Here is a 24,986-nt window from a genome sequence, read left to right as displayed (position 1 = left end):
CGTCCTCAGCTCTCCCAACCCCACCGCTGGGGGTAGAAGTTGGCGCCCGGGTCCTGCGTGGTGCCGGTCAGGCCCTCGGCGATGACCGAGACCTGGTAGACGGGGTTGGGCAGCCACATGACGGGCAGGTCCTGGGCGAGCAGGGCCGAGTACTGCGCCATCGTCCCCTGCTCGTTGCTGAGCACGGCCGCCGACAGCAGGGCGTCGGCCTCGGGGTTGGAGTAGCTGCCGAAGTTGGCCGTGCCACCGGTGCCGAAGATGCGCTCACCGGTGGGGTAGGCGCCGAAGTACCAGCTGCCCGCGGTGCCGAAGTAGCTCAGCTGCCACGTGCACTCGGGGTCGCCCGCCTCGCACGGGACGGTGCGGGAGAGCACCTGGTTGAGCGGCGCCTGCTCGAGGTAGACGCCCACCCCGACCTGCTGCAGCGCCGACTGGATCTCGGCGAACTGGTTGTCGGTCTCCTGCGAGCCGCTCTGCACGAGGAACGTGAGCTCCATCCGGGTGCCCGCCGCGACGCCCTCGCCGCACTGGTCGGGGCCGCTGCCCGGGTTCGTGCAGGCCAGCACGCCGTCCGGGCCCGGCGTCCAGCCGTGCGCGGTGAAGAGCTGCGTGGCGGCCGCGAGGTCGAACGGGTAGGGGTTGTTCGCCTGGACCTCCGACAGGTAGTCGCTCGCCGGCTCCTGCGGCACGGGGCCGTAGCCGGGGTCGGCCGCGCCGTGCCACACGACGTCGGAGATGCCGACCTGGTCGACCGCGTGCTGCAGCGCCTGGCGCACGTAGAGCTGGGAGAAGACGGCGCCCATCTGCGGGTGGTGGAAGTTGTAGGGCATGTACGTGACCGACCACCCGGTCCACGGCTCGACGCGGTAGCCGAGGCCGGTGTACTGCTGCTCCTGCGCGAGCGCGGAGCTCGAGATGTACCCGTAGTCGACGGACTTGGCGCGCACCGCGTTGACCTCGGCGTCGGCACTGGTGAACGGCAGGAGGTTGACCTCGTCGGCGCGGGCCGGGTCGGTGCCGTCGTAGGACTGGTTCCGCACGAGCTTCACCTGGCCGTTCGCCGCGTACTCCGCGGCGGTGAACGGGCCGGAGACGACGTCCCACAGGGGGTTGGTCTCGTAGGAGGCGAGGTCCTCGGCCTCGGCGACGAGGTAGTCGAAGATCTGGCGTGCCTGGGCCGGGTCACGGTCGCCGTCGCCGACGGCGCCGTCGTCGCTCGTCTTCGCCCACGCGTGGTGCGGCAGCGGCGTGATGAGGGTCAGCTGCGTGGAGGTGAACCACTGCTGGTTGTAGGCCTGGTCGAGGGTGAGCACGACCGTCGACGGGTCCGGCGTCTCGACCGCCGTGACGTTGTCGGGCATCTTGCCCTCGGCGTAGGAGGCCCAGCCGTCCTTGCCCGCCTTGATCAGGTTGAACCAGAACTCGACGTCGCGGGAGGTGACGGGCTGCCCGTCGCTCCAGCTCATGGCCTTGAGCGCGAGGGTGACCTGCGTGCCGTCGCCGGACCACCGGATGGACTCGGCGACCGAGGCGGCCTCGTCCAGGGCGACCTCGCCCGTGCTGCCGTTGAAGGCAACGAGCGAGGGCCACAGGCTCTTGTAGATCGAGATGTTGTGGGTGGCCAGCGTGCCCGGGACGCCGATCGGCAGGATCCAGTTCGGGGTGGCGTTGGCCGGGAGGGCGTAGTTGACGACGGAGCCGTCGCCGCCGCTCTCGTCGCCGCCGGAGCCGCAGGCAGCAAGGGTGAGCGCCGCGGCGACCGCCAAGGCGGTGCCGCGCACGAGTCGCGCGGCGAGTGGGGGTCGGGACACTACTTCCTCCATTGCTGGCAAAAGTTCCTGCAAGATGGCAATATGCAACCAGCATCGCGCCGCGTTCAACAGCCCTTCGTCGTTACGGACCGATAAATTCAGCCAGGACGAGCCCGGCGAAGGGGACGAACAGCGGTGAACTTCGTTCGTTCTTGGAAGAGGGGCCATGTCCGAGGCAACCGCCGCCATCGTCGAGCTCGTCGCCACCGGTCAGGCCGTCACCCGGGCCGCGATCGGCAAGGCGCTGGGCTGGGCGCCCTCGACCGTGTCGCTGCGCGTGGGGCAGCTGCTGGCTTCGGGTGTGCTGCACGAGGCCGACCTCGCGCCCTCCCGCGGCGGCCGGCCGGGACGGATCCTGCGGCTGCGCGACGACGGCGGCTGCGTCGTCGTCGCGGACGTCGGCAGCCACCACGCGCGCACCGCGGTCGTCGACCTCACCGGCGCCCTGCGCGACGTGGTCGAGGTCGAGGTCGACGTCACCGAGGGCCCGCACGCCACACTCGACCGGATCGTCACCGCATGGGGCGAGGCCACCCGGGGCAGCACGGTCCTCGCCGCGGGGCTCTCACTCCCCGGCCCCGTCGACTCCGACCGGGGCGCGGTCGTCCAGGCCTCGCGCATGCCCGGATGGAACGACGTCGCGGTCGGCGCGATGGTCGGCGAACGGCTCGGCGTGCCCGCCGTGGTCGAGAACGACGCCAACGCGATGGCGCTCGGGGAGCACTACGCCCGCCCCGACCACGCCAGGGACTCCGTCACCATCAAGGCGGGCACCGCGATCGGCTGCGGCCTCGTCGTGGGCGGCCGGATCTACCCCGGCTCCTCGGTCGGCGCCGGCAACATCACCCACACCCGGGTGGACGTCGCCAGCGCCACCCCGTGCTCGTGCGGCAACCTCGGCTGCCTCGAGACGGTGTCCTCGGGCGCGGGCATCGTGCGGCTGCTGCAGGCCCGCGGGATCGAGGTCGGCTCCACCGCCGAGGTCGTGCGCCGGGCGCAGGACGGCGACCCCGAGGTCTCCGCGCTGGTCCGCGCCGCCGGCGGCTACCTCGGCGCCGTGCTGTGCACCGTGGTGAACCTCGTCAACCCCGGCGCGGTCTACCTCGGCGGCGCGCTGTCCTCGGTGGAGCCGTTCGTCGCAGCGGTCCGCGGGCGCGTGTACGAGGGGTCGCACCCCATCGCCACCGGGCACCTCGTCATCGACGCCACCGTGACCGGGCCGGACGCCGGCGTCATCGGGATGGGGCGCCTCGCCGTCGCCGCGGCCCACCGGGGCACGCCGGCGGCGTAGCGGACACCATCCGCGCCGGTCAGCCCGCGATGACGACCGCGCGCTCGCGGATGCGGTCCCAGAGCGGGTACGGGACGTCGGCGAAGGAGAAGACGTCCTCGACCGTGGCGAAGACGACCCCGGCGGCGCGGACGTCGGCGATCCGGGCGGCCACGCCGATCTCGGTCCCGCACGTGTTCGCGATCGCGTGCGGAGGCGCGCTGTTGAGGTCCACGAGACCGCCGTCGTCGTAGTCGCGAGGGAGGTCGGGTCGTCCGATGCGCAGTTCCCGGGCCATCTGGGGGTCGGCGGCGGCGAGGCGGCGTGCCTCGTCGCGCCGGGCGCGGGCGGCCAGGACCGCGGCGACGGCGGGATCGGTGCCGGCCGGGCCGAGTGCGGCGGTGGCCGGCTCCGACCGGGCGGGGGCCGAGGACCACACCTGTCGACGCAGGACGACGGAGTGCACAGCAGCGATGATCGTGAGGCCGATCGCCATGCCACCGACGTCCACCGTGCCGGTGACGAGGAAGAGCGCGACGACCGCCGCGGTGTAGAGCGTGGCCCACAGCCACATCAGCGGCCTGCGGGTGCGCAAGGCGGCGTGCACGAACGGGACGAAGCTGAGCATCCCGAGGGAGAGCACGATCACGAAGAGGTACCAGCCGCCGCGGAGGAACCAGCTCACGGGGCCCGAGCGCGGCCCGGCCGGCGCGACGGACGCCGGTGCGGAGACCCGCGCCTGACGGAGGTGCGGATCGGGCATCGGTGCGTTCACGGTTCTCCCTCGTTGCGCGGTCGTCGGGCGAACTGTCGCCCCCGCGCCACGACTCGTTACGGAGATGTTGAACGTGTAACGATCATGGCTTCGCGCGCCGATCAGATTCCGGAGCCTCCGCTCGGATGCTCGTGCCTGCATCTCGAGATGGAGTGCCTCGGATGAGGACCGGTGGGAAGCTGCTGATCGGCTTCGTCGGGTTCGTCGTGATCGTCGGATCCTGCGGACAGGCCGAGGGGGACCCGGCCACGCAGCCCCGGACCGTCAGTGCCTTGCCGGCCGCGCAGCCGGCCGCCCTGCCGACCCTGCACGAGGCGACCTGCCATTCCCACGACATCGTCTACGACGGCGACGACACCTGCCACCCCGGCGGCGAGCTCGTCACCGTCCGGCGCGTCGTCGACGGCGACAGCCTCGAGACCACCGACGGCCGCCGCGTCCGACTCCTCGGTGTCGACGCTCCCGAGGCCGACACCTGCGCAGGCCCGGGCGCGGCCGAGCACATGCGCTCGCTCGTCGAGGGTGACGAGGTGAAGCTGCACGCCGAGCCGGGCGTGGACGTCGACCAGCACGGCCGTTTCCTGCGCTACGTCCAGTACGCGGCGACCACCGACCGGGACGACCAGCCGCTCTACGCCTACGACCTCGGCAAGTCGGTCGTGCTCGCCGGGTGGGCGACGCCGGTGGCGAGCAGCGACGCGAACGCCAGCTACGAGGAGCGGCTCTCGGGTGCCCAGGGCATCGCGCAGTACCGGCCGGAGGGCGTGTACGCCCCTCCCTGCGGCGAGCCGCTCGTCTACGGCGACGACGGCGACCGCGTGGAGGTGGACGTGGACGTGCCGAACGTCGACCTGCCCGACGGGGCGCTCACCGGCGGGTACTGCGCGCACGAGTGGTGCTGACAGCGCTTCCCGTCGAGCCCGCCCTGTGGCGGCCTGCGGCCCATGTCGCAGACGATCCGGTCAGGGGTTTCGGCGGGGTCGTTGTTGGTAGTCGATCCATTTCGGTGGTATGAACTCCGGTCGCCCGTCCCGCATCCGGACGGTCCACCCGGAATGGTGGATCAACCGGTGGTGCGCCTTGCACAACATCACCAGGTTGCACAACACGGTGCAGCCGTCGTGTTCCCATTCGAGGATGTGGTGGATTTCGCACCAAGCAGGCGGACGATCACACCCCGGGTGGGCGCATCCCCGGTCCCGGGCGGTGACCGCCCGGCGCAACCCGTCGGGGATGACGCGGGTCGAACGGCCGACGTCCAAGGGCTGCCCGGCGCCGTTCATCACGATCGGCACCACGGCGGCATCGCAGGCCAGCATCCGCAGTGACTCCGGGGTGAGGGTGCCGCCGAAGTCCAGCATCGCCGACCGCGCCCGGGCTTCGAGGTCCTCCAGTCGGATGATGACGTTCAACTGCGGCCGGCGCCCGCCGGTCTCAGGCAGGGTGTCGGCCTCGCCGTGGGCGAGGACGTACCCGCAGGCGTCGGCGAGTGCTTCGGCCTGGCGTTGCGCGGTGGGACGCTGGTCGTCCTTGCCGAGCGGCTTCGACTTCGCGTCGATGACGGTGGCGATGGCGTCGAACATGGCGGCGTCGTCGATCTGGGCGGTGATCTTCCCGCCGGATCCGTCGCGGTTGCGGCGCAGGTGCAGTGTGTTGACCGGGGCGGGTGGGGTGTCGTCGGGTTCGGGTCCGTCGTCGTCGAGGGCTTCGATCAGCTGGGTGCCGAGGTTGCGTAGTTGGGTGGGCCGGTACTCGCTGGCCAGGGCGGCGAGTTGTTCTTCCAGTCCGCCGCGTTGGGCGTCGGTGAGCCGCCCCGCCGCCGGGGTGTTCAGCAGTCCGGCGATGACCTCGACGTGACGCAGGCCGGCCTGTCCGGCGGCGAACGCCTTCGCGGTGGCCGGCAGCCGGGCGGGGAGCACGGTGCCGTCCAGCCCGATCTGCTCGCACGCCTGCTCGGCGGCGAGGACGCGGCGGTGGGCCTCGAACCGGTCACAGCCGAGTAGGTCGGTCAACGCCCCGGTGGTGTCCCGATACCCGCGTTCGGTGAAGGTCCCGCGCCGTTGCAGGGCGGCGGTGGTGGCGACGGTGAGGTGCTCCAGCTGTCGTGACAGTCCTTCGCTGACCGTCAGCACCGACAACAACTCGGGGTCGGAGGTCAGGCCGGATTCCGCGGCCTGCCGCAATTCGTCCAGCGCCTGTTGGAGGTGGTGGTGTGCGGCGGCGACTGCGGACATACCCTGAGTTTAGTCGAACATGTTTTCGAATGCAGGTGGCGTTCGGGTGGTCCGTGTTTGCAATAGTGAACGTGTCTCCCGGGCTCGTGGACTTATCGAGGCGTTTGGCAGATACATGATCAGATAGACGTGAGCGGGGTTGGGGGAAGATCGAACCCCGCTCATGTCTATGTGTCATGAAAACTCCTGTGGGCGGGCCGTTCCCGGCTCGAGGCCACTGCCGTCAGCGTCGGCCCGGTGCTCGGCGCAGTCGGCCTGCTCCCCCTGCCCCCGCCCGTCGCGGGGTGGCCGGGTTGGTGCAACTACCGAATATCGTGGCCGGCCGGGCGGCCGTCCCCGACATGGCCCAGGCCCGTCTGGACGAGAACGTCCCTGCCTGGTGGGTGGGCACCTGGCTGTGGTCCCGTTCCGTCACCTGCGTGTGATCATCGGACCGGCCCGAGGCCGTCCAGGCGCTCTTGATCGGCGGAAACGGGACATGCGCTGCACGGGTGCGGCTCAGGCCGCTGCATCGCTGATCAAGGCCGATTCGAAGGGGTTGGGAACGGCACCACAGCCGGATGAGTGGCACCCGGCAGCGACGGTCTCGTCCTGGACCGGCCGGGGCCAGGTCGGGGACGGCCGCCCGGGCGGCCACGATATTCGGTGGTTGTGCCAACCGGGCCACCCTCGCCACCGGAGGTCGGGTAGGGCGCCGGACCGAACTGCGAGTGATGCCTGGACGCGGGGGTGGGGCAGCTGGTCTCGAGCCGGGAACGGCCCGCCCACCGCAGCCCACCAGGCTGCTCCTGGCCGGTGCGATCGCCACCGGCACCGCACCGGGGAGCGAGAACCCGGCGTCGACGCCGGAGCGGCCCACGTCCATGCGCTGCCTCGGGCATGCGCGACTTCGGCGGCCGCCATGATTCGAAGTATCGGTTGCCCATCGCTGTCCGCACGACCATGGACAACCGAAACCGCGGATCACGGGGTGGTGCGGCCCCGCCCGTCCACCGCCACCGCGCGGATGAGGCAGGCGAACGCGGCGGTGGCCGTGATGGTCCTCGCGAGGTTCCACCGCGTCCAGGCCGCCTCGAAGCCGGCGCGCAGGCCGGCGATGTCGGCGATCCGGCCGGGGTCGCCCGCCGTGTCGATCGTGGTGTTCAGCGGGATGTGGACGACGAAGGTGATGATCTGCGCCGTCGCGGCGAGCACGAACCCGGCGGCGGTCCATGCCAAGGCCCGTCGGTGGCCCTGGCGCAGGCGCAGCACCGCGGCCAGGGCGGCCAGGGCCGGCGCGCCGAGGAAGATCGTCATGAACCACCCGTTCTCGACCGCCCGGTTGATCTGCTGCACGGCGCGCACGAACGTCTCGTCGTCCACCTGGCCCAGTCCGGGCATGACCGGGACGGAGAAGGTGTAGAACAGCCCGGCGTACAGCCCGGTGGTGAGGGTGGCCGCGAACAGCGCCGCGCCCCGGATCGTCGTCATCGCGGTGTCCTCCCGGAGCCCGGGGATCGTGTTCGTCGTCATGGCGTCCAGTCGATCGGATCGGGGTGCGATCGCCCATCGTCGAGAGGCTCGACGGCATGCCCGCCCGTCTCACGTGGAACCACGGATCCGCGGCGGGCGTGCGGCGGGCAGGCTTCCCGTTGTGACCCGCTCATGCCGTCGTCTCGTCGCTGCGGCCGCCGCCGGGGTGACCGTGGTGCTCGGCCTCGCCGGCTGCACCGCAGCCGACCGGGCCGTCCTCCTCGCGCCGCCGTGCCGCGGCGGCGCCGGTGCTCCCCAGCCCGTCGAGCCGGTGCCGGGCACCGTGTACGCCTGGAAGCCGCACTTCGCGGCGGACGCGGGCGGCGCGCACATCGGGGAGGGCGAGCCGGAGGCGGTGCCCGGGTGGAGCGCCGTCGTGTCGCTCGCGAGCTCGGGTTTCACGACGTACGCGGTCCGCGCCGACGGCACCGTCTGGGCCTACGGGCTCGGCCACAAGGGCAGCCTCGGTGACGGTGACCTGAGCAGGCACGCCGTCCCCACGCCGCAGCAGGTGCCCGGGATCACCGATGCGCGTTCCGTGCACGTCGTCGGCTCGGCGGCGTTCGCCGTGCGCGCCGACGGCACGGTGCTGGCATGGGGGGAAGGACTGCTCGCCCACGGTGGGAAGCGCGACACCGTCCGCGACCACGTCGCGTCGCCGATCCCGGTCGAGGGCCTGACGGGGGTGCACGGCATCGCCCCGGGTGCCCTGACCGCGCTCGCGCTGCGCGTCGACGGGACCGTCGCCGGCTGGGGCGTCACCATCACCGAGGTCCTGGGGGAGCGCGCCGACACCTCGGTGACGGGCATCAGGGGTGTCTCCGGTGTCGTCTCGCTCGCGTCCGTCGGAGGCGCCGTGGTGGCTGCGACCGCCGGGGGCGGCGTCTGCGCGTGGGGCGACAACGCGCACGGCCTGCTCGGCGTGAGCCCCACCGGCGGGCAGACCGGCAGGCCGGTCGCGGTGGCCGGGCTCGTGACGTCGTCCAGGTCGCCGGCGGGTCGGACGTCGCCTACGCGCGGGACCGGCACGGGGGAGTGTGGGCCTGGGGTCGCGGGGCGGCGGGCGCGCTCGGCGACGGGCGGGCGGACGGCCACGTCGCCGCCGTACCCGCTCGGGTCGCGGGCCTGCCGCCCGCGCGGTGGATCGGGGCCGCCGGCCTGACCGGCTACGCCGTCGACGCCGACGGTGGCCTCTGGGCGTGGGGGTCCGCAGGCCCCATCGGCCGCTACACCGCGGGCGCGGCGCTCACGCCGGTGCGGATCCCGCTGCCCGGCCCGGTCCTGGCCGTCTCCGGGAGCCACGCGCTCCTCGCCGCGCCGTCGTCATCACCGCGCCGTCCGCCACGACGACCGTTGTTCTGTAGACGGACTCAACCTAATTTGGAGGGCGAGACCGGCAACGATCACCGCGGGGAGCTGAGGAATGCGTATCGCGGTCACGGGCGCGGCGGGCCGGCTCGGTCAGCGGGTCGTCACCCGTGCCGTCGGCGCCGGTCACGAGGTGATCGCCGTGGACCTGCCGGCCGCGGTCGCCGGGGAGCAGGTCGACGGCGTGGAGTGGCGGCCGGCGGACGTGACCGATCTCGAGCAGGTGCGCGCCGCGCTCGCCGGGGCGCAGGGCGTGGTCCACCTCGGGGCGCTGATCCACCCGCGCTACCCGGAGCCGCTGGTCACCCGCACGAACGTGGACGGCACGCACCACGTCCTGGTTGCGGCCGAGGAGCACGGTGCGGGCGCGGTGTGCCTCGCGTCGAGCATCAACGCGATCGGGGGCGTGTTCAGCGCCGCGGCGCGCTACGACGCCTTCCCGGTGACCGAGGAGCACGCGTCGTACTGCGAGGACTCCTACAGCCTCTCGAAGTGGATCCTCGAGCAGCAGTCCGCCGCCTTCGCCCGCCGCAGACCGGACGTCGCGTTCACGGCGCTGCGGCTGCACGCGCTGTGCGAGGAGCACGCCGAGGCCCGTGCGCGGTGCGACGACGAGCGGCGCCGCGGTGAGCTGTGGGGCTGGACGTCGCTCGACTCCGCCGCCGCGGCCTGCCTGCTCGCGCTGCACCGCCGCTCACCCGGCCACGCGGTCTGCAACATCGTGGCGGCCAGGACCGCCAGTGCCACCCCGTCGCAGGAGCTGGCCCGGCGCTGGTACCCGGACGTGCCGCGGACCGAGCAGATGCCGGGGGACGCAGGCTTCTACGCGACGGCGGCCGGGCGCGCGGTGCTCGGCTGGGACGCCCGCGACGAGCACCCCGCGGTGTCCGACGCCGAGCGGGCGGGCGCGGCGGCGACGGCCCCGTAGCCGGGTTCGTCAGAGCGCACCCTCGCGAAGATGATGTCCCGTCCGGGTCGTCGCGAAGGCGTCGAGGAAGGCGTCGATGGCCGCCTCGGCCGCGCCCAGCAGCGGCGCCGCCCCTCCGAGCTGGGCGGGGACGACGTCCGTCGACCGGTTCGACAGCGCGGGGCGGTGGTACTCGACGGCGTCCCGCAGCTCGGGTTCGAAATGCCGCAGGAGGTGGGCGAACAGGCCGCTGAGGATGATCCGCTCCGGGTTGAACAGCGAGATCAGGGTGGCGATGCCCGCGCCGAGCGGGCGCACGAGTGCCGCCAGCGCCGCCTGGGCCTGCGGGTCGTGGTCGTCCGCGCGGGCCAGCAGCTCGGCGAGCGCGGTGCGGCGCCCGGAGGCGCCCTCGACCGTGATCCCGGCGTGCCGGAGCACCGCGTCCGCTCCCACCTGGGTCTCCCAGCAGCCGTGACCGCCGCAGTGGCAGGGCAGCCCCCCGGGATCGACCACCATGTGCCCGACTTCGCCGCCGTAGCCGGGGTGGCCGCCCAGCAGGAGCTTGCCGTCCACGACGAAGCCGCCGCCGACCCCGAGCTCGGCGTGCAGGTAGATCATGTGGTCGTGATCGCGGCCTGCCCCGCGCAGGTGCTCGGCGAGTGCGGAGAGGTTGCTCTCGTTGGCGGTCACCACCGGGACGTCCACGTCGACGCGCCTGCGCAGCTCCGCCACCAGCGGGAGGTCGCGCCAGCCCAGGAGCGGCGCGAGCGCGACGGAGCCGTCCGTGGCCCGCACCAGGCCGGGAACGGAGATGCCCACCGCGAGCGGCGGCGCGGCGAGCGCGTCGAGCCGGTCGCGGACCAGGTTCGCGAGCTGGTCGAGGCCGGCGCCCGGGTCGCCGGGGACGTGGTCGTGGGGCACCTCGCCGACCTCGGACACGGTGCCGCCGAGGCTCACGAGCGCGGCGCGCAAGGTGTCGGCGCGGATGTTGACGGCCAGGACGCGGGCCCTGTCGTCGCGGGGAGCGACGAGCAGGGACGGGCGGCCGCGCCTGCCGCCGGACGCCTCCGAGTCGGACTCCCTGACCAGCTCCCGCGCGATCAGCTCGGCGACCAGGTCGCCGACCGCGCTGCGGGTCAGCCCCGTGACCCTGCCGAGCTCGACCCTCGTGCTGGGCCCGGACAGGTGCAGGTGGCGCAGCACCGTACGCAGGTTGTGCCGGCGGACGCTGATCGTGTCGCGTCCCGTGCCCACACCCATGGCGCTCACCCCTGCGAACGGGTCCGAGAGGCGACTGTCGCACAGCGGCGCGCCCCGCTGCCTGCGGGGTGGAGCGGTGTCATGAGCCGATGCGGATGACCGACTTGATCCCGCCGGGGTCGCTCGCGAACGCCCCGGACCAGGCTTCCAGCCCGACCTGGCCGGTGAGCAGGCCGCCCGCCCACGCGGCCCCGGCCCGGCGGAGGGCGTCGTGACCCGCCTCGAAGTGGCAGCGGTTCGAGTTGACCGTGCCCATCACGATCTTGTTCCCGGAGACCAGGTCCCGGGTCAGCGCGGCCAGGTCCACGGTTCCCGCCGAGCGGATGTCGCCCACGCCGACCAGGCAGGCCGCCCCGCCGGGCGCGGTGCGCGCGACCGCCTCGGCCACGAGGGCGCCGCAGCATTCCACGACGGCGTCGAACACGCCGTCGAGCTGGTCGGTGGAGGTGTGGTAGATCGCGCCCAGGGCCTCTGCCTGCCGCCGCTTGGGTCCGTGCGCCACGCGGTCCACCACGTGGACCTCCAGCCCGCGCTGCGTGCCGAGCAGGGCGGCGAGCAGGCCGATCGGCCCGGCGCCCAGCACCAGCGCGCGGCGCGGGGGGCGGCGCGCGGCGTGGTCCAGCTGCTCCCACGCCTTCGCGACCACGCTGGCGGGCTCGACGAGCACGCCGGCCAGGCCGAGGGCGGGATCGACCCGGACCGCGTACTCGGGCTCCAGCCGGAAGCGTTCGGAGGCGAACCCGTCGCGGCCGAGGATGCCGCGCTCGGTGTACCGGCCGTTCTCGCAGAGGTCGAACCGGCCCGTCGCGCAGAACGGGCAGGGGACCGGGTCCGGGCGGCGGACGATGCCCACGACGAGATCCCCGGGCGCCACCCCTGCGGTCGCAGGCGCCTCCAGGACCCGGCCCAACGACTCGTGGCCGACGACGAGCGCGTCGCGGCCCTCGGGTGGGCGCCGCGGCCCGGCCGCGACGATCTCGCGGTCGGTACCGCAGACGCCGACCGCCACCGCCTCGACGAGGATCTCCCCGTCCTCGAGCAGCGGCTCGGGGACGTCACCGAGGACGAGCTCGCCGGCGTCTCCGCGACGTCGGACGCTCAGCGCACGCACGTGGAGATCTCCTCTCGTACCCGAGCGGTCGGTCGACTAGTTTTGTATCTGAACTTAACATAGGCTGAAGGTCTCGATGCGGAGGAGCGAGCGGATGCGGATCGTCGACCTGAGGTGCGCGGTGATCGGTGACAGCCCGATCGTGCGGATCGTGACCGACGAGGGGGTCGACGGGTTCGGTGAGATCGAGTCGTCCAAGCCGTACATGCGCCCGGTGGTGGAGATGTGCATGGGGACGAGGACCTCGGCACCCGCGCGGGCGGCGAGGTCGACCGCCTCCTCCGCGGACATGTTGCCGACGATGTTGCGGGCCTCCCGCTCGGCGTCCCTGCCGTTGATCGGCAGCAGCACGACGTGCACGCCCAGCCGGGTGAGCTCGTCGCCGAGCCCGGCGTAGTCGATGCAGTCCCCCGAGTGGTAGACCCGCGTGCCGGCGAGGTCGAGGACGTAGCCGAGGAAGCGCGCAGGCCCGCCCGGGCCCTCCGCACCGGTGCCGTAGGCGTCCGCCATGTCGATGCCGTGGTGGGCGGGCAGCGGGTCGACCCGCACCGCACCGACGGTGAGCGGCCTGCCCGGCCGGGCGGGTTCGACGAGGTCCCGCCGGATCCCGAGCGAGACGAGCCGCTCGACCACCGGCTCCGGCACCACCCACCTCGCGGTCGACGCCGCCTCGGCGAAGGCGCGGGCCACGTCGACGTCGAGGTGGTCGCCGTGCTCGTGGGTCACCAGCACCGCGTCGACGCCCGCCGCATCGGCCGCCGCGAACGGCGGCGGGAACCGCCGCGCCCCCGTCGGGGTCAGGTAGGGATCGACCAGCACCGTCGCGCCGCCCCCACGGAGCAGGAACCCGGCCTGCCCCAGCCACCACAGCAGCACCTCGCCGTCGGGGAGCGGCGCCGCCGCGGCGTCGGCGAAGGACCAGGCCCGGGTCATGCGAAGAACTCCTCGTCGCCGGGGCGCAGGTGGGCCTTCGCGGCCTCCCGGTCGAACTCGACCCCCAGCCCCGGCCGGTCCCACACCTCGACGAACCCGTCCACCACGATCCGCTCCGGCAGCCCCGTCACGATCGAGTACCACCACTCCGGGCGCGCCACCGGGTACTCGAACGCGATGAAGTTGTCCGGCAACGTCGCACACACCTGCACCAGCGCCGCCAGCCCGAACACCCCGTCCAACACCCCGTGCGGGGCGATCTGCACCCCGTGCAGGTCCGCGTACTCGGCCACCCACTTCAACTCCGCGATCCCACCCACGTCACACGGATCCGGCCCGACCACCCGCACCGCCTGCGTCGAGACCAGGTCCTTGAAGTTCTGCCGCAGGTAGACCTGCTCGCCGGTATGCGTCGGCGTGCTCGTCGCGACCGTCACCTCCCGGTACTGCTCGGCGTGCACCCACGGCACGTAGTCACCGGTCAGCAGGTCCTCCACCCACATCAGGTTCAGCGGCTCCAACGCCCGCAACAACCGGATGGAGTCGGACACGGTGAACCCCGGCCCGGCATCCAGCGCCAGCCCCACCTCGTCCCCGAGCACCTCCATACCGGGACTTCCTGGTCGGTGAGGATCCCACCGACGTGGAGCGGTGTCTGCTGAAGATCCGGCGGTTCGCCGGGTTCAAGCCGTGGGGTGCGGCGGTGTCGGCGATCGAGATCGCGTTGTGGGACGTGGCGGGTAAGGCCGCGGGGCTGCCGGTGTACAAGCTGCTGGGCGGCAAGGTGCGTGACCGGGTGCGGGTGGGACATGTTCGAGGGCAACCCCGGCCATCCCTCGCGCGCGGTCGCGCTCGTCGAACGTGATCACCCCGAACTGACAGTGCTCGTTCCGAGCAGGACCCGGCCGATCGGCGTCCGCCGGTTCGGGCCGGGACGAACAGGAGAGGCCTGATGAGCATCGAGACCAGGTTCCTGGGCGCCAGCGGACTGCAGGTGCCCGTCCTGACCATGGGGACCATGACCTTCGGCGGCGCGGGCAGGCACGCCCCGATGGGGCAGGTGCAGGTCGACGAGGCGACGCGCATGGTCGACATGTGCCTTGAGCGGGGCGTCGACTTCTTCGACACCGCCGACGTCTACTCGCAGGGGCTGTCGGAGGAGATCCTCGGGCAGGCACTGGGCAAGCGCCGCCAGGACGCCCTCGTCGCCACGAAGCTCAACGGCCCGATGGGCGAGGGCGTGAACGACCGCGGCCAGTCCCGCCACCACATCATCGCGGCGTGCGAGGCGAGCCTGCGGCGGCTCGGTACCGACTGGATCGACCTCTACCAGGTGCACTCGGTCGACGAGCGGACGCCGATGGAGGAGACCCTGAGCGCGCTCGACGACCTGGTGCGCCAGGGCAAGGTGCGCTACATCGGCTGCTCGAACTACTCGGCGTGGCACCTGGTGAAGGCGCTGTCGACGTCCGAGCGGCGCGGGGTCGAGCGGTACGTCTCGCTGCAGGCCTACTACAGCCTCGTCGGCCGCGAGCTGGAGCACGAGCTGCTGCCGGCGTGCCAGGACCAGGGCGTCGGCGTCCTCGTCTGGAGCCCGCTCGCGGGCGGCTTCCTCACGGGCAAGCAGCGCCGGGGCGAGGCGCCGCCCGCGGGCAGCCGCCGCGAGACCACCGGCGACACCGGCACGATGGACGCCGAGCAGGGCTTCGACGTCGTCGACGTGCTCGACGGGATCGCGCGCGAGCGTGGCACGAGCATCGCGCAGGTCGCGATCAACTGGCTGCTGCGCCGCCCCGGCGTCACATCGGTGATCATCGGGGCCCGCACGCCGGAGCAGCTCGAGGACAACCTCGACGCGGCGTCCTGGGAGCTCACCGCCGAGGAGGTGGCCCGGCTGGACGAGGTGAGCGCCCGCCCGCTGCCCTACCCGTACTGGCACCAGCTGAAGATGAACCGCCCCCGCCTGCGCTACACGCTGGCGGACTCGGGCGCACCGCTCTCCTGATCGACGACACACATCCGGTGGAGGCCGCACACGTGCCCGGCGCTGTGTGCGGCCTCCATCCGGTCTGTGCGGTCCGGCTCGCCTCCGTGGCCGCTGCGTTGCCCGGCCCGGATCTGCGGCGGTACCGTTGCGGTGATCACGTGGGGTGGGGCGACGGGCACGTGGGGCGACGGGGGTGGGACATGAGGCGAGTGGTGCGCTTCGCGGGTGGGTCCGCGGTGGTGCTGGCGGCCCTGTTCGTCGGGTCGGGGACCGCCGTCGCGGCGCCCGCCGGGCCGGCCGTGGCCGGCACCGTGGGGACCCAGCAGGGCAGTGGGTGCAGCGATTCCGCGGCGGGCTCCGGCTCCGGTGGGAGCGACTCCTCGACGGCAGCGGGTCCGCTCGACATGCTGTGCCGGCTCATCCAGCAGGGTGGCGCAGCCGCGTCCGGCGGCGGGGCGGCCGGTGGCACGGGTGGCGCCGCGGCGACCAGCGGGTCGTCCCGCAGCGCAGGCACCAGCAGCGCGAGCACCAGCAGCGCGGGCACCGGCAGCGCGGCCACCGGTGGCGGCACCGCCGCCACCGGCGCGAGTGCCACCGCCCCGGCCCCTGGCTCCCCGGGCGCGGCCGCTCCGCCCGCGGGTGGCGGGGTGCTCAGCAGCATCCTGGCCTTCCTCGCCGGGTGCCTCCAGGCCGTCGGCCTCTGATCCGCGGGTCCCGTCGGATCAGGCGGGTGCCTGCGCGTGCAGCAGTGCGTGCGCGGCGTCGAGCGCAGGCCGCCACAGGATCTCGTTCGGCACCGGCGGCCCGCTGACGTGCAGCCGGTTCGTCGCCAGCACGACGGTCGCCCCGTGCCGCGGCAGCACGGCGATCGTCGTGCCGGTGAAGCCCGGGTGGCCGAACGCCGTGGTGGTGCAGCCACCGGCCGTCGTCGGCCACGAGCGGAACCCGCGCGACTGGCCCGGGTCGGGCCCGCAGGCCAGGAACGCCGCCGTCGCCGCCGCGTCCCAGGGGCCGTCCCCGGACGTGCTGCGGCACAGCGCGCCGCCGATCCGCAGCAGGTCCTCGACGTCGGAGAACAGCCCGGCGTGCCCGGACACCCCGCCGAACGTGTGGAACGCGTTGCCGTCGTCGACCTCGCCGACCAGGACGTGGTCGCGCCAGCCGGCGAAGTCGGCGCCCGAGCGCGGCACCGGGTAGGGGGAGCCGGTGTCGAGCATCTCCTTCTCGATCGTGTCGCCCAGCCCGCCCGCCGCGACCTCGGCGCCCACCGGCGCCGCGAACGCGGTGCGCTCCGTGCCCGCCGCGTCGAGCACCAGCTCGGTCACGGCCGCAGGCAGCGACGCACCCGCGGCCGCTTCGACGACCTGCCCGAGCAGCATGAACCCCAGGTCGGAGTAGTGCCGCCCGGTGCGGGGCGGATAGCGCAGGGGCAGCTCCCGCACCAGCGCGGCGCCCTCCTCCGGGCCGCCGACGTCGCAGTACGTCGGCCACCACTCCCACAGCCCTGCGCGGTGCAGCAGCAGGTCGTCGAGCGTCATCGGGCCGACGCCCGGCAGGAACCGGCGAACGGGGTCGGCCAGGTCGAGCTCGCGTGAGGAGGCGAGCGCCAGCAGTGCCGTCGTCGTGGCGGCCACCTTCGTCACGGACGCGAGGTCGTGGCTGGTGGCGACGGTCATCGGGAGCGGCTCGGGCACGCCGGACACCTGCCGGTGCCCCGTCACCGCGACCGCGTCGACGCCGGGCGCCCGCACCGCGAGGCAGGCCCCGGGCGGGCCGGGTGGGGCGACGATCCCGCGCACGACCTCGGAGAGGCCGATCATGCGAGCGCCCGCTCGAGCTCGATCTCCGGCACGCCGTACTCCGCCTCGACGCGCTCGCGCCCGGTCGGCCGCCACCCCTGCCGCTCGTAGAACGCGCGGGCCGGAGCGTTCGGCGCGAACACCCACAGCGCGGCGGTGCCCGCCCCGGCCTCCCGCAGGTGGCCCAGGCACGCCTCCAGCAACCGCGCTCCCAGCCCGCCGCCCTGGGCGCGCGGGTGGACGTAGAGGCTCTCGACCCGCGCGTCGGCCACCGAGCAGCGGGCGACCCCGACGACGGCGCCGTCGTCGGCGACGAACGCCGCCGATCCCGCGAGCGCGGCCCGCCACAGCGCGGTGGCGCGGTCGCGGTCCATCGCGGGCGGGTCGAACGCGGCGTAGCTCGTCGTCCAGCAGGCGAGGAACACGTCGACGACCGGGTCGAGGTCCTCCGCTCGGGCCGCCCGGATCACAGGATGGCCGGCAGCGACGCGGCCGCTGCCACGTGGCAGGCCGCCCGGTGCCCGGGGCGGATCTCGCCCAGCAGCGGGAGGTCGGCGCGGCAGACGTCCTCTGCCACTGGGCAGCGCGGGTGGAACGGGCAGCCCGACGGCGGGGAGACGGGGTTGGGCACCTCGCCGACGACGGTGGCCGCGAGCGGCTGGGCCAGCGTCGGGTCCGGCACGGGGACCGCGCCGCGCAGCCCGGCCGTGTAGGGGTGCAGCGGGTGGTCCAGCACGTCCTTCCACCCGCCGTCCTCGACGACCCGCCCGAAGTACATGACGGCGACGCGGTCGCTGATCTGGCGGACCATCGCCACGTCGTGGCTGATGAAGACGTAGGCCAGCTGCAGCTCGGCACGCAGGTGCACCAGCAGGTTCATCACCTCGGCGCGCACGGAGACGTCCAGGGCGGACACCGGCTCGTCCAGCAGCAGGACGCGCGGCGCCACGGCGAGGGCACGGGCGATGCCGACGCGCTGGCGCTGCCCGCCGGACATCTCGTGCGGCAGCCGCTGGGCGAAGGCCTGCGAGAGCCCGACGAGGTCGAGCAGCTCGCCGACGCGTCGGGTGCGGTCGCGCGCGGTGGCGCCGATGCGGTGGACGGCGAGCACCTCCTCGAGCGCGCCGCCCACCGACTGGCGCGGGTCGAGCGAGGAGTACGGGTCCTGGAAGACCATCTGGATCCGCCGCCGCTGCTCGCGCAGCTTCCGGCCCCGCAGCGCCGTGAGGTCGACGCCGTCGAGCACGACGCGCCCGGACGTCGGGTCCTCCAGGCGCACCAGCACCTTCGCGAGCGTCGACTTCCCGCAGCCGGACTCGCCGACGATGCCCAGCGTCTCGCCGGCGTCCAGGGTCAGCGACACCCCGTTGAGGGCGTGCACGACGGCGTCCGAGTCGCGCACCGGGAAGCGTTTGACCAGGTCAGTGGCCTCGAGCATCACGTCCACTCCTCGGGAGCCACCCAGCACGCGGCGCGCCCGGCCGCACGTTCCAGCAGTGGCGGCTGCTCCCGGCAGACGTCGCGGGCCTGGGGGCAGCGGGGCCGGAAGGCGCACCCCTGCACGTGCTCGGTGGGCAGCGGCGGCCTGCCGGGGATCTGGGCGAGCGGGGGACGGGCGTCGTCGGCCGGGTTGGGCAGCGACGCCAGCAGCCGCTCGGTGTAGGGGTGCTGCGGTGCGGCGAAGACCTGCCGCACCGGCGCGTCCTCCACGACGTGCCCGCCGTACATCACGACCACCCGCTCGACCAGCCGCGCGACCACGCCCAGGTCGTGGGTGACCCAGATCGTGGTCATGCCCATCTCGCGCTGCAGCTCGGCGACGAGCGCGAGGATCTGCTGCTGGATGGTGACGTCGAGCGCGGTGGTGGGCTCGTCGGCGATCAGGAGGGTGGGGCGCAGGGCGAGCGCCATCGCGATGACCACGCGCTGCCGCATTCCACCCGAGAACTCGTGCGGGTAGGAGCGGCTCGTGCGCTGCGGGTCGGGGATCCCGACCCGCGTGAACAGCTCCAGCGTGCGCGCCCTGGCCGCGTCGGCGTCGACGCCGTGCACGCGCAGGGCCTCCCCGACCTGGTCGCCCACGCGCATGAAGGGGTTCAACGACGTCATCGGGTCCTGGTAGACCATCGCGATCTCGCGTCCCCGCAGCGCGCGCATCTCCGGCTCGCTCAAGCCGGCGAGGTCGCGGCCCTGGAACTGCACGCGTCCGCGGCTGATGTGCAGCGGGTCGCCGAGCAGCCGCATCAGGGCCAGCATCGTGACGGACTTGCCCGACCCGCTCTCCCCGACGACCCCGACGGTCTCGCCACGGCTCAGCGTGAGGTCGATGCCGTGCACGATCTCGACGGGACGGCGGCGGCCCGCGGCCACGGCCAGGTCGCGGACCTCGAGCACGGGGGCGTCCCCCGTCGTCGGGACCGCCGCGGCGGTCGTCGGCTCCGTCCTCACCCCGCGACCCCCTCGGCGACGGTCAGCCGCAGCGACGCGGGCGGGCCGGTCAGCGGGTCCGGCAGGCGCAGCGGTCCGGCGCCGGGGGTGATCGCGCCGAGCACGCGGGGCGCGGACGCGCCGGTGGCCGTGGGCAGCGTCGCCGGGAGCCCGTGCAGCGTCTGCCAGCCGATCAGCGCGAACGCGATCGCCTCCTTGTCCGACGGCGGCGCGCCGAGCTCGGCGGAGGTCGCGAGGCGCACGCCGGGGATGCGGTCGGCGAGCATGCGCATCATCGTGGGGTTCGCGCACCCGCCGCCGGAGACGACGAGGGTGTCGACGCCGGCGGCGCGCACCGCGTCGGCCACCGTCTGCGCGGTGAGCGCGATGAGCGTGGCGATCAGGTCGACCGGCTCGACGGCACGGGCGTGCCGGGCGAGCGCGGCGGTCAGGTAGCCGTCGTGGAACAGCTCCTTGCCGGTGCTCTTCGGGGCGGGCAGCCGGTAGTAGGGCTCGGCTAGCAGGTCGGCGAGCAGGACCTCGTCGACCCGGCCGCGCGCGGCGAGCGCGCCGTCGGCGTCGTAACCCGCTGGGTGCGCGCCGGTGCGCAGCACGGCCGCGTCGACCAGGGCGTTCGCCGGGCCGATGTCCCATGCCAGCGGCCCGCCGGTCGCGCCGGGCACGGTCATGTTGGCGATGCCGCCGAGGTTCAGCGCGGCGGGCCGCCCTGGCAGCGCGCCGAGCAGCAGGGTGTCGAGGTAGGACACCAGCGGCGCCCCGTGGCCGCCGACCGCGATGTCGCGGATCCGGACGTCGGCGACGACGGGCACGCCGAGCCGCTCGGCGATCCACGCGGGCTGCCCCAGCTGCAGCGTGCCGAGCGCGTGCCCGCGGGCCACCCAGTGGAAGACGGTCTGCCCGTGCGAGCACACCGCGTCGACGGGCGCGGCCGCCGCCGTCTTCTCCGCCGCGTCGGCGAACGCCTGCCCGATGAGCGTGTCCAGCTCGCACACCTCGGCCAGCGTCGTGGCGGCCGGTGGCAGCGCGGCGAGGATCCGCGCGCGCAGCGCCGGGTCGTAGGGGGTGCTCGAGGTGGCCTCGACCTGCCCGTGCAGCGCGTCGCCGCGGATCCGGAAGTCGACCACGGCGGCGTCGATCCCGTCGTGCGACGTCCCGGAGATCATGCCGAGGACCTTCACCGCTCTCCCTCCATCGCCGCCCGCAGGCGCCCGTCCACGGCTGCGAGGCGCGCTGTGGCCCGCTCCTCGTCGAGCCCGCTGTGCAGGCGCAGGATCGCGAGCTTCACCTGCATGTCCGAGGCCTCCAGTGCCGCCGCGGCACGATCCTGGGGCTCGCCCGTGATCGTGGCGACCATCCGGATCGCCCGCTCCCGCAGCTTCGCGTTGGAGGCGTTCAGGTCGACCATGAGGTTCCCGTAGGTCTTGCCGAGCCGGACCATCACGATCGTCGAGAACATGTTGAGCACCAGCTTCTGCGCGGTGCCCGCCTTGAGCCGGGTGGACCCGGCGACGACCTCGCCGCCCACCGGCACCTCGATCGCGTGCTCGGCCGCGGCGCTCAGCGGGGTGCCGGTGTTGCAGGACAGCCCGACGGTCAGGGCGCCGCGCTCGCGCGACACCGCGACGGCGGCCACGACGAAGGGGGTGCGGCCGCTGGCCGCGAGTCCCACCACGGAGTCGAGCGGGCCGACGTCCTCGCCCGTGATCGACGCGCGCCCGGCGTCCTCGTCGTCCTCCACGCCCTCCTGGGCGGCGAACACGGCGTCCCGGCCGCCCGCGATGATCCCGCGGACCAGCTCGGGGGGCGTCCCGAACGTCGGCGGGCACTCCGAGGCGTCGAGCACCCCGATGCGGCCGGGCGTTCCCGCTCCGACGTAGAGCAGCCGCCCGCCCGCGCGCACCCGCTCGGCCACGGCCTCGATCGCCGGCACGATCTGCGGCAGCGCGGCGCGTACGGCCGCGGGCACCTCGGCGTCGGCCTCGTTCATCAGCGCGGCGAGCTCGGCGACGCTCGCCGTGTCGATGGTGGCGAAGCGCGGATCGGCCCGTTCGGTGACGAGCCCGCCGAGGCCCTCCCCGTTCGCGAGCTCGGTCACCTGCGGTCTCCGTTCTTCGGGTCGAGCGCGTCGCGCACGCCGTCGCCGAGGAGGTTCAGCCCCACCACCAGCGCGACGATCACGGCGCCGGGGGCGGCCATGGTCCACCACGCGACGTTCACCAGCACCCGGGCCTCCAGGACCATCGAGCCCAGCGACGGGGCCGGGGGAGGGGTGCCCAGGCCGAGGAAGCTCAGCGACGCCTCGGTGAGCACCGCCCAGGACAGCGACAGCGTGATCTGCACGATCACGATCGGCGCGATGTTGGGCAGGACGTGGCGGGCCAGCGTGCGCAGCGGGGAGAAGCCGAGCACGGTGGCCGCGCGCACGAAGTCGGCCTCCCGCAGCGACAGGACCGGCCCGCGCGTCACCCGCACGAAGATCGGCGTGTAGACGATCGCGATGGCGATCGCCACCGTCAGCCAGGTGCGCTCGAACGCCGAGGCCAGCGCCAGCGCCAGCAGCAGCGGCGGGAACGCGAACAGCACGTTGGTCACCCCGAGGATCGAGCGGCCCGACCACCCGCCGAAGAAGCCGGCGAGCACCCCGGCGACGGTGCCGACGACCGTCGCGATCGCGACCGCCACCACGGCGATGAGCAGCGAGTTCGCCGCGCCCGCCGCGGAGCGGGCGAACACGTCGCGGCCGAACTGGTCGGTGCCGAACCAGTGCGTGCCCGACGGGCCCTGCAGCCGGTCGGCGGGGTTCTGGGAGATGGCGTCGAACGGCAGCGCGCCGGTGGCGGCGGCCAGCGCGGCGAGCACCACGAGCGCGACGAGGACGGCCCCGACGAGCCCGCTGCGGCTCGCGAGCGTCCGCCGCAGCAGGCCGCGCCTGCCCGGGGGGACGGCGACCGGGGCGTCGGTGGCGACGGCGGTCATGACGCACGCACCCGCGGGTCGATCAGCCGGTACAGCAGGTCCGTCGCCAGGTTGACCAGCACGAACGTCAACGCGATGACCAGCACCGTGCTCTGCACGACGGCGTACTCCTTCTGCTGGATCCCGAGCAGCACCTGACGCCCGATGCCCGGCACGGAGAAGATCTGCTCGACGACGACGGCCCCGCCGAGCAGGTAGCCGAACTGCAGGCCCGTCATCGTCACGATCGGCACGAGCGCGCCGCGCAGCACGTGCCGGAACTGGATCGCCCGCGGTCCCACGCCCTTGCCGCGCGCGGTGCGCACGAAGTCCTGGCCCCGCACCTCCAGCAGCGCCGAGCGGGCCGTGCGCATGATCGGCGCGGCGAGCCCGAACCCGAGCACCAGCGCGGGCATCAGCATCTGCTGGAGGTTGAGCGCCGGGTCGCTCGTCAGCGGCGCGAACTGCTCGGCGTTGGGGTTGTAGCCGAGGAACCGCGCCGAGGCCGCGAGCAGCGCCGAGCCCAGCAGGAACGCGGGGATCGACAGCCCGGCAAGCCCGAACGTCTGGCCGACGGCGTCACGCGCGGAGTTCGGGCGCGACGCGGACAGCATGGCCGCGGCGACCCCGAGGACCAGCCCGACGACCAGCGAGAGTACCGCCAGCTCGAGCGTGATCGGCAGCGCCGCCGCGGTCATCTCCAGCACCGACTGCCCGCTGCGCTGCGACGCGCCCAGGTTGCCCGTGAGCACGGCACCGATCCAGGTGAAGAACTGCACCACCAGGGGCTGGTCGAGCCCGTAGTAGGCCTCCAGCGCGGCGCGCTGCGCGGGGGTGAGCGCGGCGGCCTCGGTGCCGAGGCTCGCCGTGATCTGGTCGCCGGGGATCGCCCGGAGCATCACGAAGACCAGGACTGCCACGCCGAGCAGGGTGAGCGCGGCCTCCAGGATCCGGCGGGCCAGCGGGTGCCTGAGGACCGCGGTCATGACCCGCTGACGGTGGTCTCGCGCAGGAACTTCAGCGAGCCGTTGGCCATCGGAGTGAAGCCGCTGACCTCGGGCGTCGTCGCGGTGTAGGTGAAGCTGGTGAACAGCCACACCCAGGCGGCGTTGTTCTCCAGCTCCGCCGACACCTGCTCGTAGACCGCCTTGCGCGCCGCGGGGTCGGACGTCGCCTTGCCCTGGGCGAACAGCGCGTCGAGGGTGGGGGAGCTGTAGCCGGCGACGTCGTTCAGGTTGCCGGTGCTGGTGAAGTAGCGCCCGTACATGCCGTCCGGGTCCGGCCGGCCGCCGTTGAGCGCCACGGCGCTCTGGAAGTCCGCGGCCACCCAGCGGTCGACGAAGGCGCCGGACTCCAGCACCTCCAGGTTCACCGTGATGCCGGCCTCGGCCAGCTGCGCCTGGATGTTGGTGGCCTCGTTGACCGACGTGGCGTACTCGCCCTGCGAGACGATCGTCGAGATCGTCAGCCCGCCCGCGTGACCGGACTGCGCCAGGTACTGCTTCGCCTTCGCGACGTCGCGCTGCGGGCACGGGCGCGCCGCCGGGTCGGAGCGGTAGGCCGGGGAGGTGATCGGCCCGGTCACCTCGCCCTCGCCGAGCGCGGCGGTGTCGAGCACCTGCTGGCGGTCGACGGCGCACTGGACCGCCAGCCGCACGTTCACGTCGTCGAAGGGCGCTTTGCGGGCGTTGAACTGCAGGGCGTGGTACGAGAGCTGCGGCGTCTTCGCGACCTGCACGCCGGTGGCCTCCGCGCTCTGCGCCACCAGCGGGTCGTCGAACACCGCGAACTGCACGTTCCCCGACTGCAGCGCCGAGACGATCGACGTCTCGTCCGGGATCACCCGGAACTCCAGCGACGACAGCGCGGGCGCCCCGCCCCAGAACGACGGGTTCGCGGTGAGCCGGATCGACTCGTTCGGCGAGCGCTCGGCGAACGTGAACGCGCCGGTGCCGTTGGGGGTGTCGGCGAGCGTCTGCTCGGAGTCCTCGCTGGAGAGCATCGCGAGGTTCACCGTCGCCAGCGCGGCCAGGATGCCGGCGTCCGGGCCGGACAGGGTGAGCACGACGGTGGCGGGGTCGGGCGCCTCCACGGCGGTGACCGAGGCGAGGCTCGCGGCCGCGACCGCGCCCGTCGCCTCGTCCCGGATCCGGTCGAGCGAGGACTTCACGTCGGCGGAGTCGAAGGCGCTGCCGTCGGCGAACGTGACGCCCTGGCGCAGCGCCAGGGTGAGCGTGGTGCCGTCCTCGGACACCTGCCACGACTCCGCGAGCCCCGGCACGACCTCGAGGTTCTCGTCCAGCTCGGTGAGGGTGCCGTAGAGCTGTTCCAGGACGTTGACGGCCTGGAACTGGGTGGCCTTCCAGGGGAAGAGCGTGTCGGGGTCGGAGGTGGCGCCCACGACGAGCCCGCCCGGGCCCGCCGCCTCGCCGCCGGCCGGTGCGCCGCCGGAGCCGGAACACGCGCTGAGCAGCACCGCCCCCGCCACCGCGAACGCGCCGAGCCGCACCCCCCGCCGGCTCGCCGTCACGTTCCGAAGCATCGTCGCACCCTCCGCACCCGCATCCCGCTGCTGTCGGCGGCAACAGGACCACAGCGGCACGCGAAGGTCAAGAG

24 protein-coding genes are annotated in these 24,986 nt (G+C 73.7%); 7 read left to right on the top strand and 17 right to left on the bottom strand.

The window, feature by feature from the left end:
* Nucleotides 1-5: 5 nt before the first annotated feature.
* On the bottom strand, nucleotides 6-1,811 hold the full coding sequence (locus FB558_RS45280) for a peptide ABC transporter substrate-binding protein (protein ID WP_281288677.1): 1,806 nt from the start codon (nucleotides 1,809-1,811) through the stop codon (nucleotides 6-8).
* Nucleotides 1,812-1,977: 166 nt separating this feature from the next.
* On the opposite strand from FB558_RS45280, the gene FB558_RS24730 reads away from it, so the two are divergent.
* On the top strand, nucleotides 1,978-3,102 hold the full coding sequence (locus FB558_RS24730; RefSeq protein WP_142057322.1) for an ROK family protein: 1,125 nt from the start codon (nucleotides 1,978-1,980) through the stop codon (nucleotides 3,100-3,102).
* Between the two features lie 19 nt (nucleotides 3,103-3,121).
* On the opposite strand, the gene FB558_RS24725 is transcribed toward FB558_RS24730, so the two are convergent.
* Complete coding sequence (locus FB558_RS24725) at nucleotides 3,122-3,856, bottom strand: hypothetical protein (RefSeq protein WP_246106727.1); 735 nt, start codon at nucleotides 3,854-3,856, stop codon at nucleotides 3,122-3,124.
* A 161-nt stretch (nucleotides 3,857-4,017) separates the two neighbouring features.
* On the opposite strand from FB558_RS24725, the gene FB558_RS24720 reads away from it, so the two are divergent.
* The gene (locus tag FB558_RS24720) at nucleotides 4,018-4,758 is read left to right on the top strand and encodes a thermonuclease family protein (protein ID WP_170231514.1); all 741 of its coding nucleotides are present in this window, start codon (nucleotides 4,018-4,020) and stop codon (nucleotides 4,756-4,758) included.
* Nucleotides 4,759-4,818: 60 nt separating this feature from the next.
* Here FB558_RS24720 and FB558_RS24715 read toward each other — a convergent pair whose 3' ends face one another.
* Complete coding sequence (locus tag FB558_RS24715; protein ID WP_142057318.1) at nucleotides 4,819-6,090, bottom strand: HNH endonuclease signature motif containing protein; 1,272 nt, start codon at nucleotides 6,088-6,090, stop codon at nucleotides 4,819-4,821.
* Nucleotides 6,091-7,053: 963 nt separating this feature from the next.
* On the bottom strand, nucleotides 7,054-7,602 hold the full coding sequence (locus FB558_RS24710) for an anthrone oxygenase family protein (RefSeq protein WP_211366823.1): 549 nt from the start codon (nucleotides 7,600-7,602) through the stop codon (nucleotides 7,054-7,056).
* Nucleotides 7,603-7,723: 121 nt separating this feature from the next.
* On the opposite strand from FB558_RS24710, the gene FB558_RS24705 reads away from it, so the two are divergent.
* Nucleotides 7,724-8,764, top strand: coding sequence for an RCC1 domain-containing protein (locus FB558_RS24705; RefSeq protein WP_211366822.1), 1,041 nt, complete (start codon nucleotides 7,724-7,726; stop codon nucleotides 8,762-8,764).
* Between the two features lie 261 nt (nucleotides 8,765-9,025).
* On the top strand, nucleotides 9,026-9,898 hold the full coding sequence (locus tag FB558_RS24700) for an NAD-dependent epimerase/dehydratase family protein (RefSeq protein ID WP_142057316.1): 873 nt from the start codon (nucleotides 9,026-9,028) through the stop codon (nucleotides 9,896-9,898).
* A gap of 9 nt (nucleotides 9,899-9,907) precedes the next feature.
* Here the strand turns inward: FB558_RS24700 and FB558_RS24695 are convergent, their stop codons facing one another.
* The 4 genes from FB558_RS24695 to FB558_RS44035 all read right to left on the bottom strand — a co-directional run bounded on the left by FB558_RS24695 (nucleotide 9,908) and on the right by FB558_RS44035 (nucleotide 13,789).
* The gene (locus FB558_RS24695; protein WP_142057314.1) at nucleotides 9,908-11,137 is read right to left on the bottom strand and encodes an ROK family transcriptional regulator; all 1,230 of its coding nucleotides are present in this window, start codon (nucleotides 11,135-11,137) and stop codon (nucleotides 9,908-9,910) included.
* A 79-nt stretch (nucleotides 11,138-11,216) separates the two neighbouring features.
* Nucleotides 11,217-12,248, bottom strand: coding sequence for an alcohol dehydrogenase catalytic domain-containing protein (locus tag FB558_RS24690; RefSeq protein WP_142057312.1), 1,032 nt, complete (start codon nucleotides 12,246-12,248; stop codon nucleotides 11,217-11,219).
* A 54-nt stretch (nucleotides 12,249-12,302) separates the two neighbouring features.
* Nucleotides 12,303-13,181 carry an MBL fold metallo-hydrolase gene (locus tag FB558_RS24685; RefSeq protein ID WP_142057310.1) on the bottom strand — a complete coding sequence of 293 codons (879 nt, stop codon included), beginning with the start codon at nucleotides 13,179-13,181 and terminating at the stop codon, nucleotides 12,303-12,305.
* Nucleotides 13,178-13,789 (bottom strand): enolase C-terminal domain-like protein, encoded by a 612-nt coding sequence (locus FB558_RS44035; protein WP_211366821.1) that lies wholly within the window; start codon nucleotides 13,787-13,789, stop codon nucleotides 13,178-13,180. The genes FB558_RS24685 and FB558_RS44035 overlap by 4 nt, the downstream gene beginning before the upstream one ends.
* A gap of 11 nt (nucleotides 13,790-13,800) precedes the next feature.
* On the opposite strand from FB558_RS44035, the gene FB558_RS44030 reads away from it, so the two are divergent.
* The 3 genes from FB558_RS44030 (at nucleotide 13,801) to FB558_RS24665 (ending at nucleotide 15,872) form a co-directional block, all read left to right on the top strand.
* The gene (locus tag FB558_RS44030) at nucleotides 13,801-14,046 is read left to right on the top strand and encodes a hypothetical protein (RefSeq protein WP_211366924.1); all 246 of its coding nucleotides are present in this window, start codon (nucleotides 13,801-13,803) and stop codon (nucleotides 14,044-14,046) included.
* 87 nt (nucleotides 14,047-14,133) lie between these two features.
* Nucleotides 14,134-15,186 (top strand): aldo/keto reductase, encoded by a 1,053-nt coding sequence (locus FB558_RS24670; protein WP_246106726.1) that lies wholly within the window; start codon nucleotides 14,134-14,136, stop codon nucleotides 15,184-15,186.
* Between the two features lie 182 nt (nucleotides 15,187-15,368).
* Nucleotides 15,369-15,872, top strand: coding sequence for a hypothetical protein (locus FB558_RS24665; RefSeq protein WP_142057306.1), 504 nt, complete (start codon nucleotides 15,369-15,371; stop codon nucleotides 15,870-15,872).
* An 18-nt stretch (nucleotides 15,873-15,890) separates the two neighbouring features.
* Here FB558_RS24665 and FB558_RS24660 read toward each other — a convergent pair whose 3' ends face one another.
* From FB558_RS24660 to FB558_RS24620, 9 genes are read right to left on the bottom strand one after another with little or no spacing between them, the layout of a single operon-like run.
* Nucleotides 15,891-16,988, bottom strand: a complete 1,098-nt coding sequence (locus FB558_RS24660; protein WP_142057304.1) for a serine hydrolase domain-containing protein — start codon at nucleotides 16,986-16,988, stop codon at nucleotides 15,891-15,893.
* Nucleotides 16,985-17,437 carry a GNAT family N-acetyltransferase gene (locus FB558_RS24655; RefSeq protein WP_142057302.1) on the bottom strand — a complete coding sequence of 151 codons (453 nt, stop codon included), beginning with the start codon at nucleotides 17,435-17,437 and terminating at the stop codon, nucleotides 16,985-16,987. Before FB558_RS24655 ends, FB558_RS24660 begins: the two co-directional genes overlap by 4 nt.
* The gene (locus FB558_RS24650; protein ID WP_142057300.1) at nucleotides 17,434-18,405 is read right to left on the bottom strand and encodes an ABC transporter ATP-binding protein; all 972 of its coding nucleotides are present in this window, start codon (nucleotides 18,403-18,405) and stop codon (nucleotides 17,434-17,436) included. Before FB558_RS24650 ends, FB558_RS24655 begins: the two co-directional genes overlap by 4 nt.
* Nucleotides 18,405-19,415 (bottom strand): ABC transporter ATP-binding protein, encoded by a 1,011-nt coding sequence (locus FB558_RS24645; RefSeq protein WP_211366820.1) that lies wholly within the window; start codon nucleotides 19,413-19,415, stop codon nucleotides 18,405-18,407. The genes FB558_RS24650 and FB558_RS24645 overlap by 1 nt, the downstream gene beginning before the upstream one ends.
* Entirely contained in the window at nucleotides 19,412-20,593 is a 1,182-nt protein-coding gene (locus FB558_RS24640) for an anhydro-N-acetylmuramic acid kinase (protein ID WP_142057298.1), read from the bottom strand. The genes FB558_RS24645 and FB558_RS24640 overlap by 4 nt, the downstream gene beginning before the upstream one ends.
* Nucleotides 20,590-21,510, bottom strand: a complete 921-nt coding sequence (gene murQ, locus FB558_RS24635) for an N-acetylmuramic acid 6-phosphate etherase (RefSeq protein ID WP_142057296.1) — start codon at nucleotides 21,508-21,510, stop codon at nucleotides 20,590-20,592. The genes FB558_RS24640 and murQ overlap by 4 nt, the downstream gene beginning before the upstream one ends.
* Entirely contained in the window at nucleotides 21,507-22,391 is an 885-nt protein-coding gene (locus FB558_RS24630) for an ABC transporter permease (RefSeq protein ID WP_142057294.1), read from the bottom strand. The genes murQ and FB558_RS24630 overlap by 4 nt, the downstream gene beginning before the upstream one ends.
* A complete protein-coding gene (locus FB558_RS24625) occupies nucleotides 22,388-23,356 on the bottom strand; it encodes an ABC transporter permease (RefSeq protein ID WP_142057292.1) in 969 nt (322 codons plus the stop codon). Before FB558_RS24625 ends, FB558_RS24630 begins: the two co-directional genes overlap by 4 nt.
* A complete protein-coding gene (locus FB558_RS24620) occupies nucleotides 23,353-24,900 on the bottom strand; it encodes an ABC transporter substrate-binding protein (RefSeq protein WP_211366819.1) in 1,548 nt (515 codons plus the stop codon). Before FB558_RS24620 ends, FB558_RS24625 begins: the two co-directional genes overlap by 4 nt.
* Nucleotides 24,901-24,986: the final 86 nt, after the last annotated feature.

This window comes from Pseudonocardia kunmingensis (assembly GCF_006716445.1).
In the GTDB taxonomy this organism is placed as follows: Bacteria; Actinomycetota; Actinomycetes; order Mycobacteriales; family Pseudonocardiaceae; genus Pseudonocardia; species Pseudonocardia kunmingensis.
The sequence above is the reverse complement of the archived record's forward strand: the minus strand, read 5'-3'. Positions and strand labels throughout refer to the sequence as shown.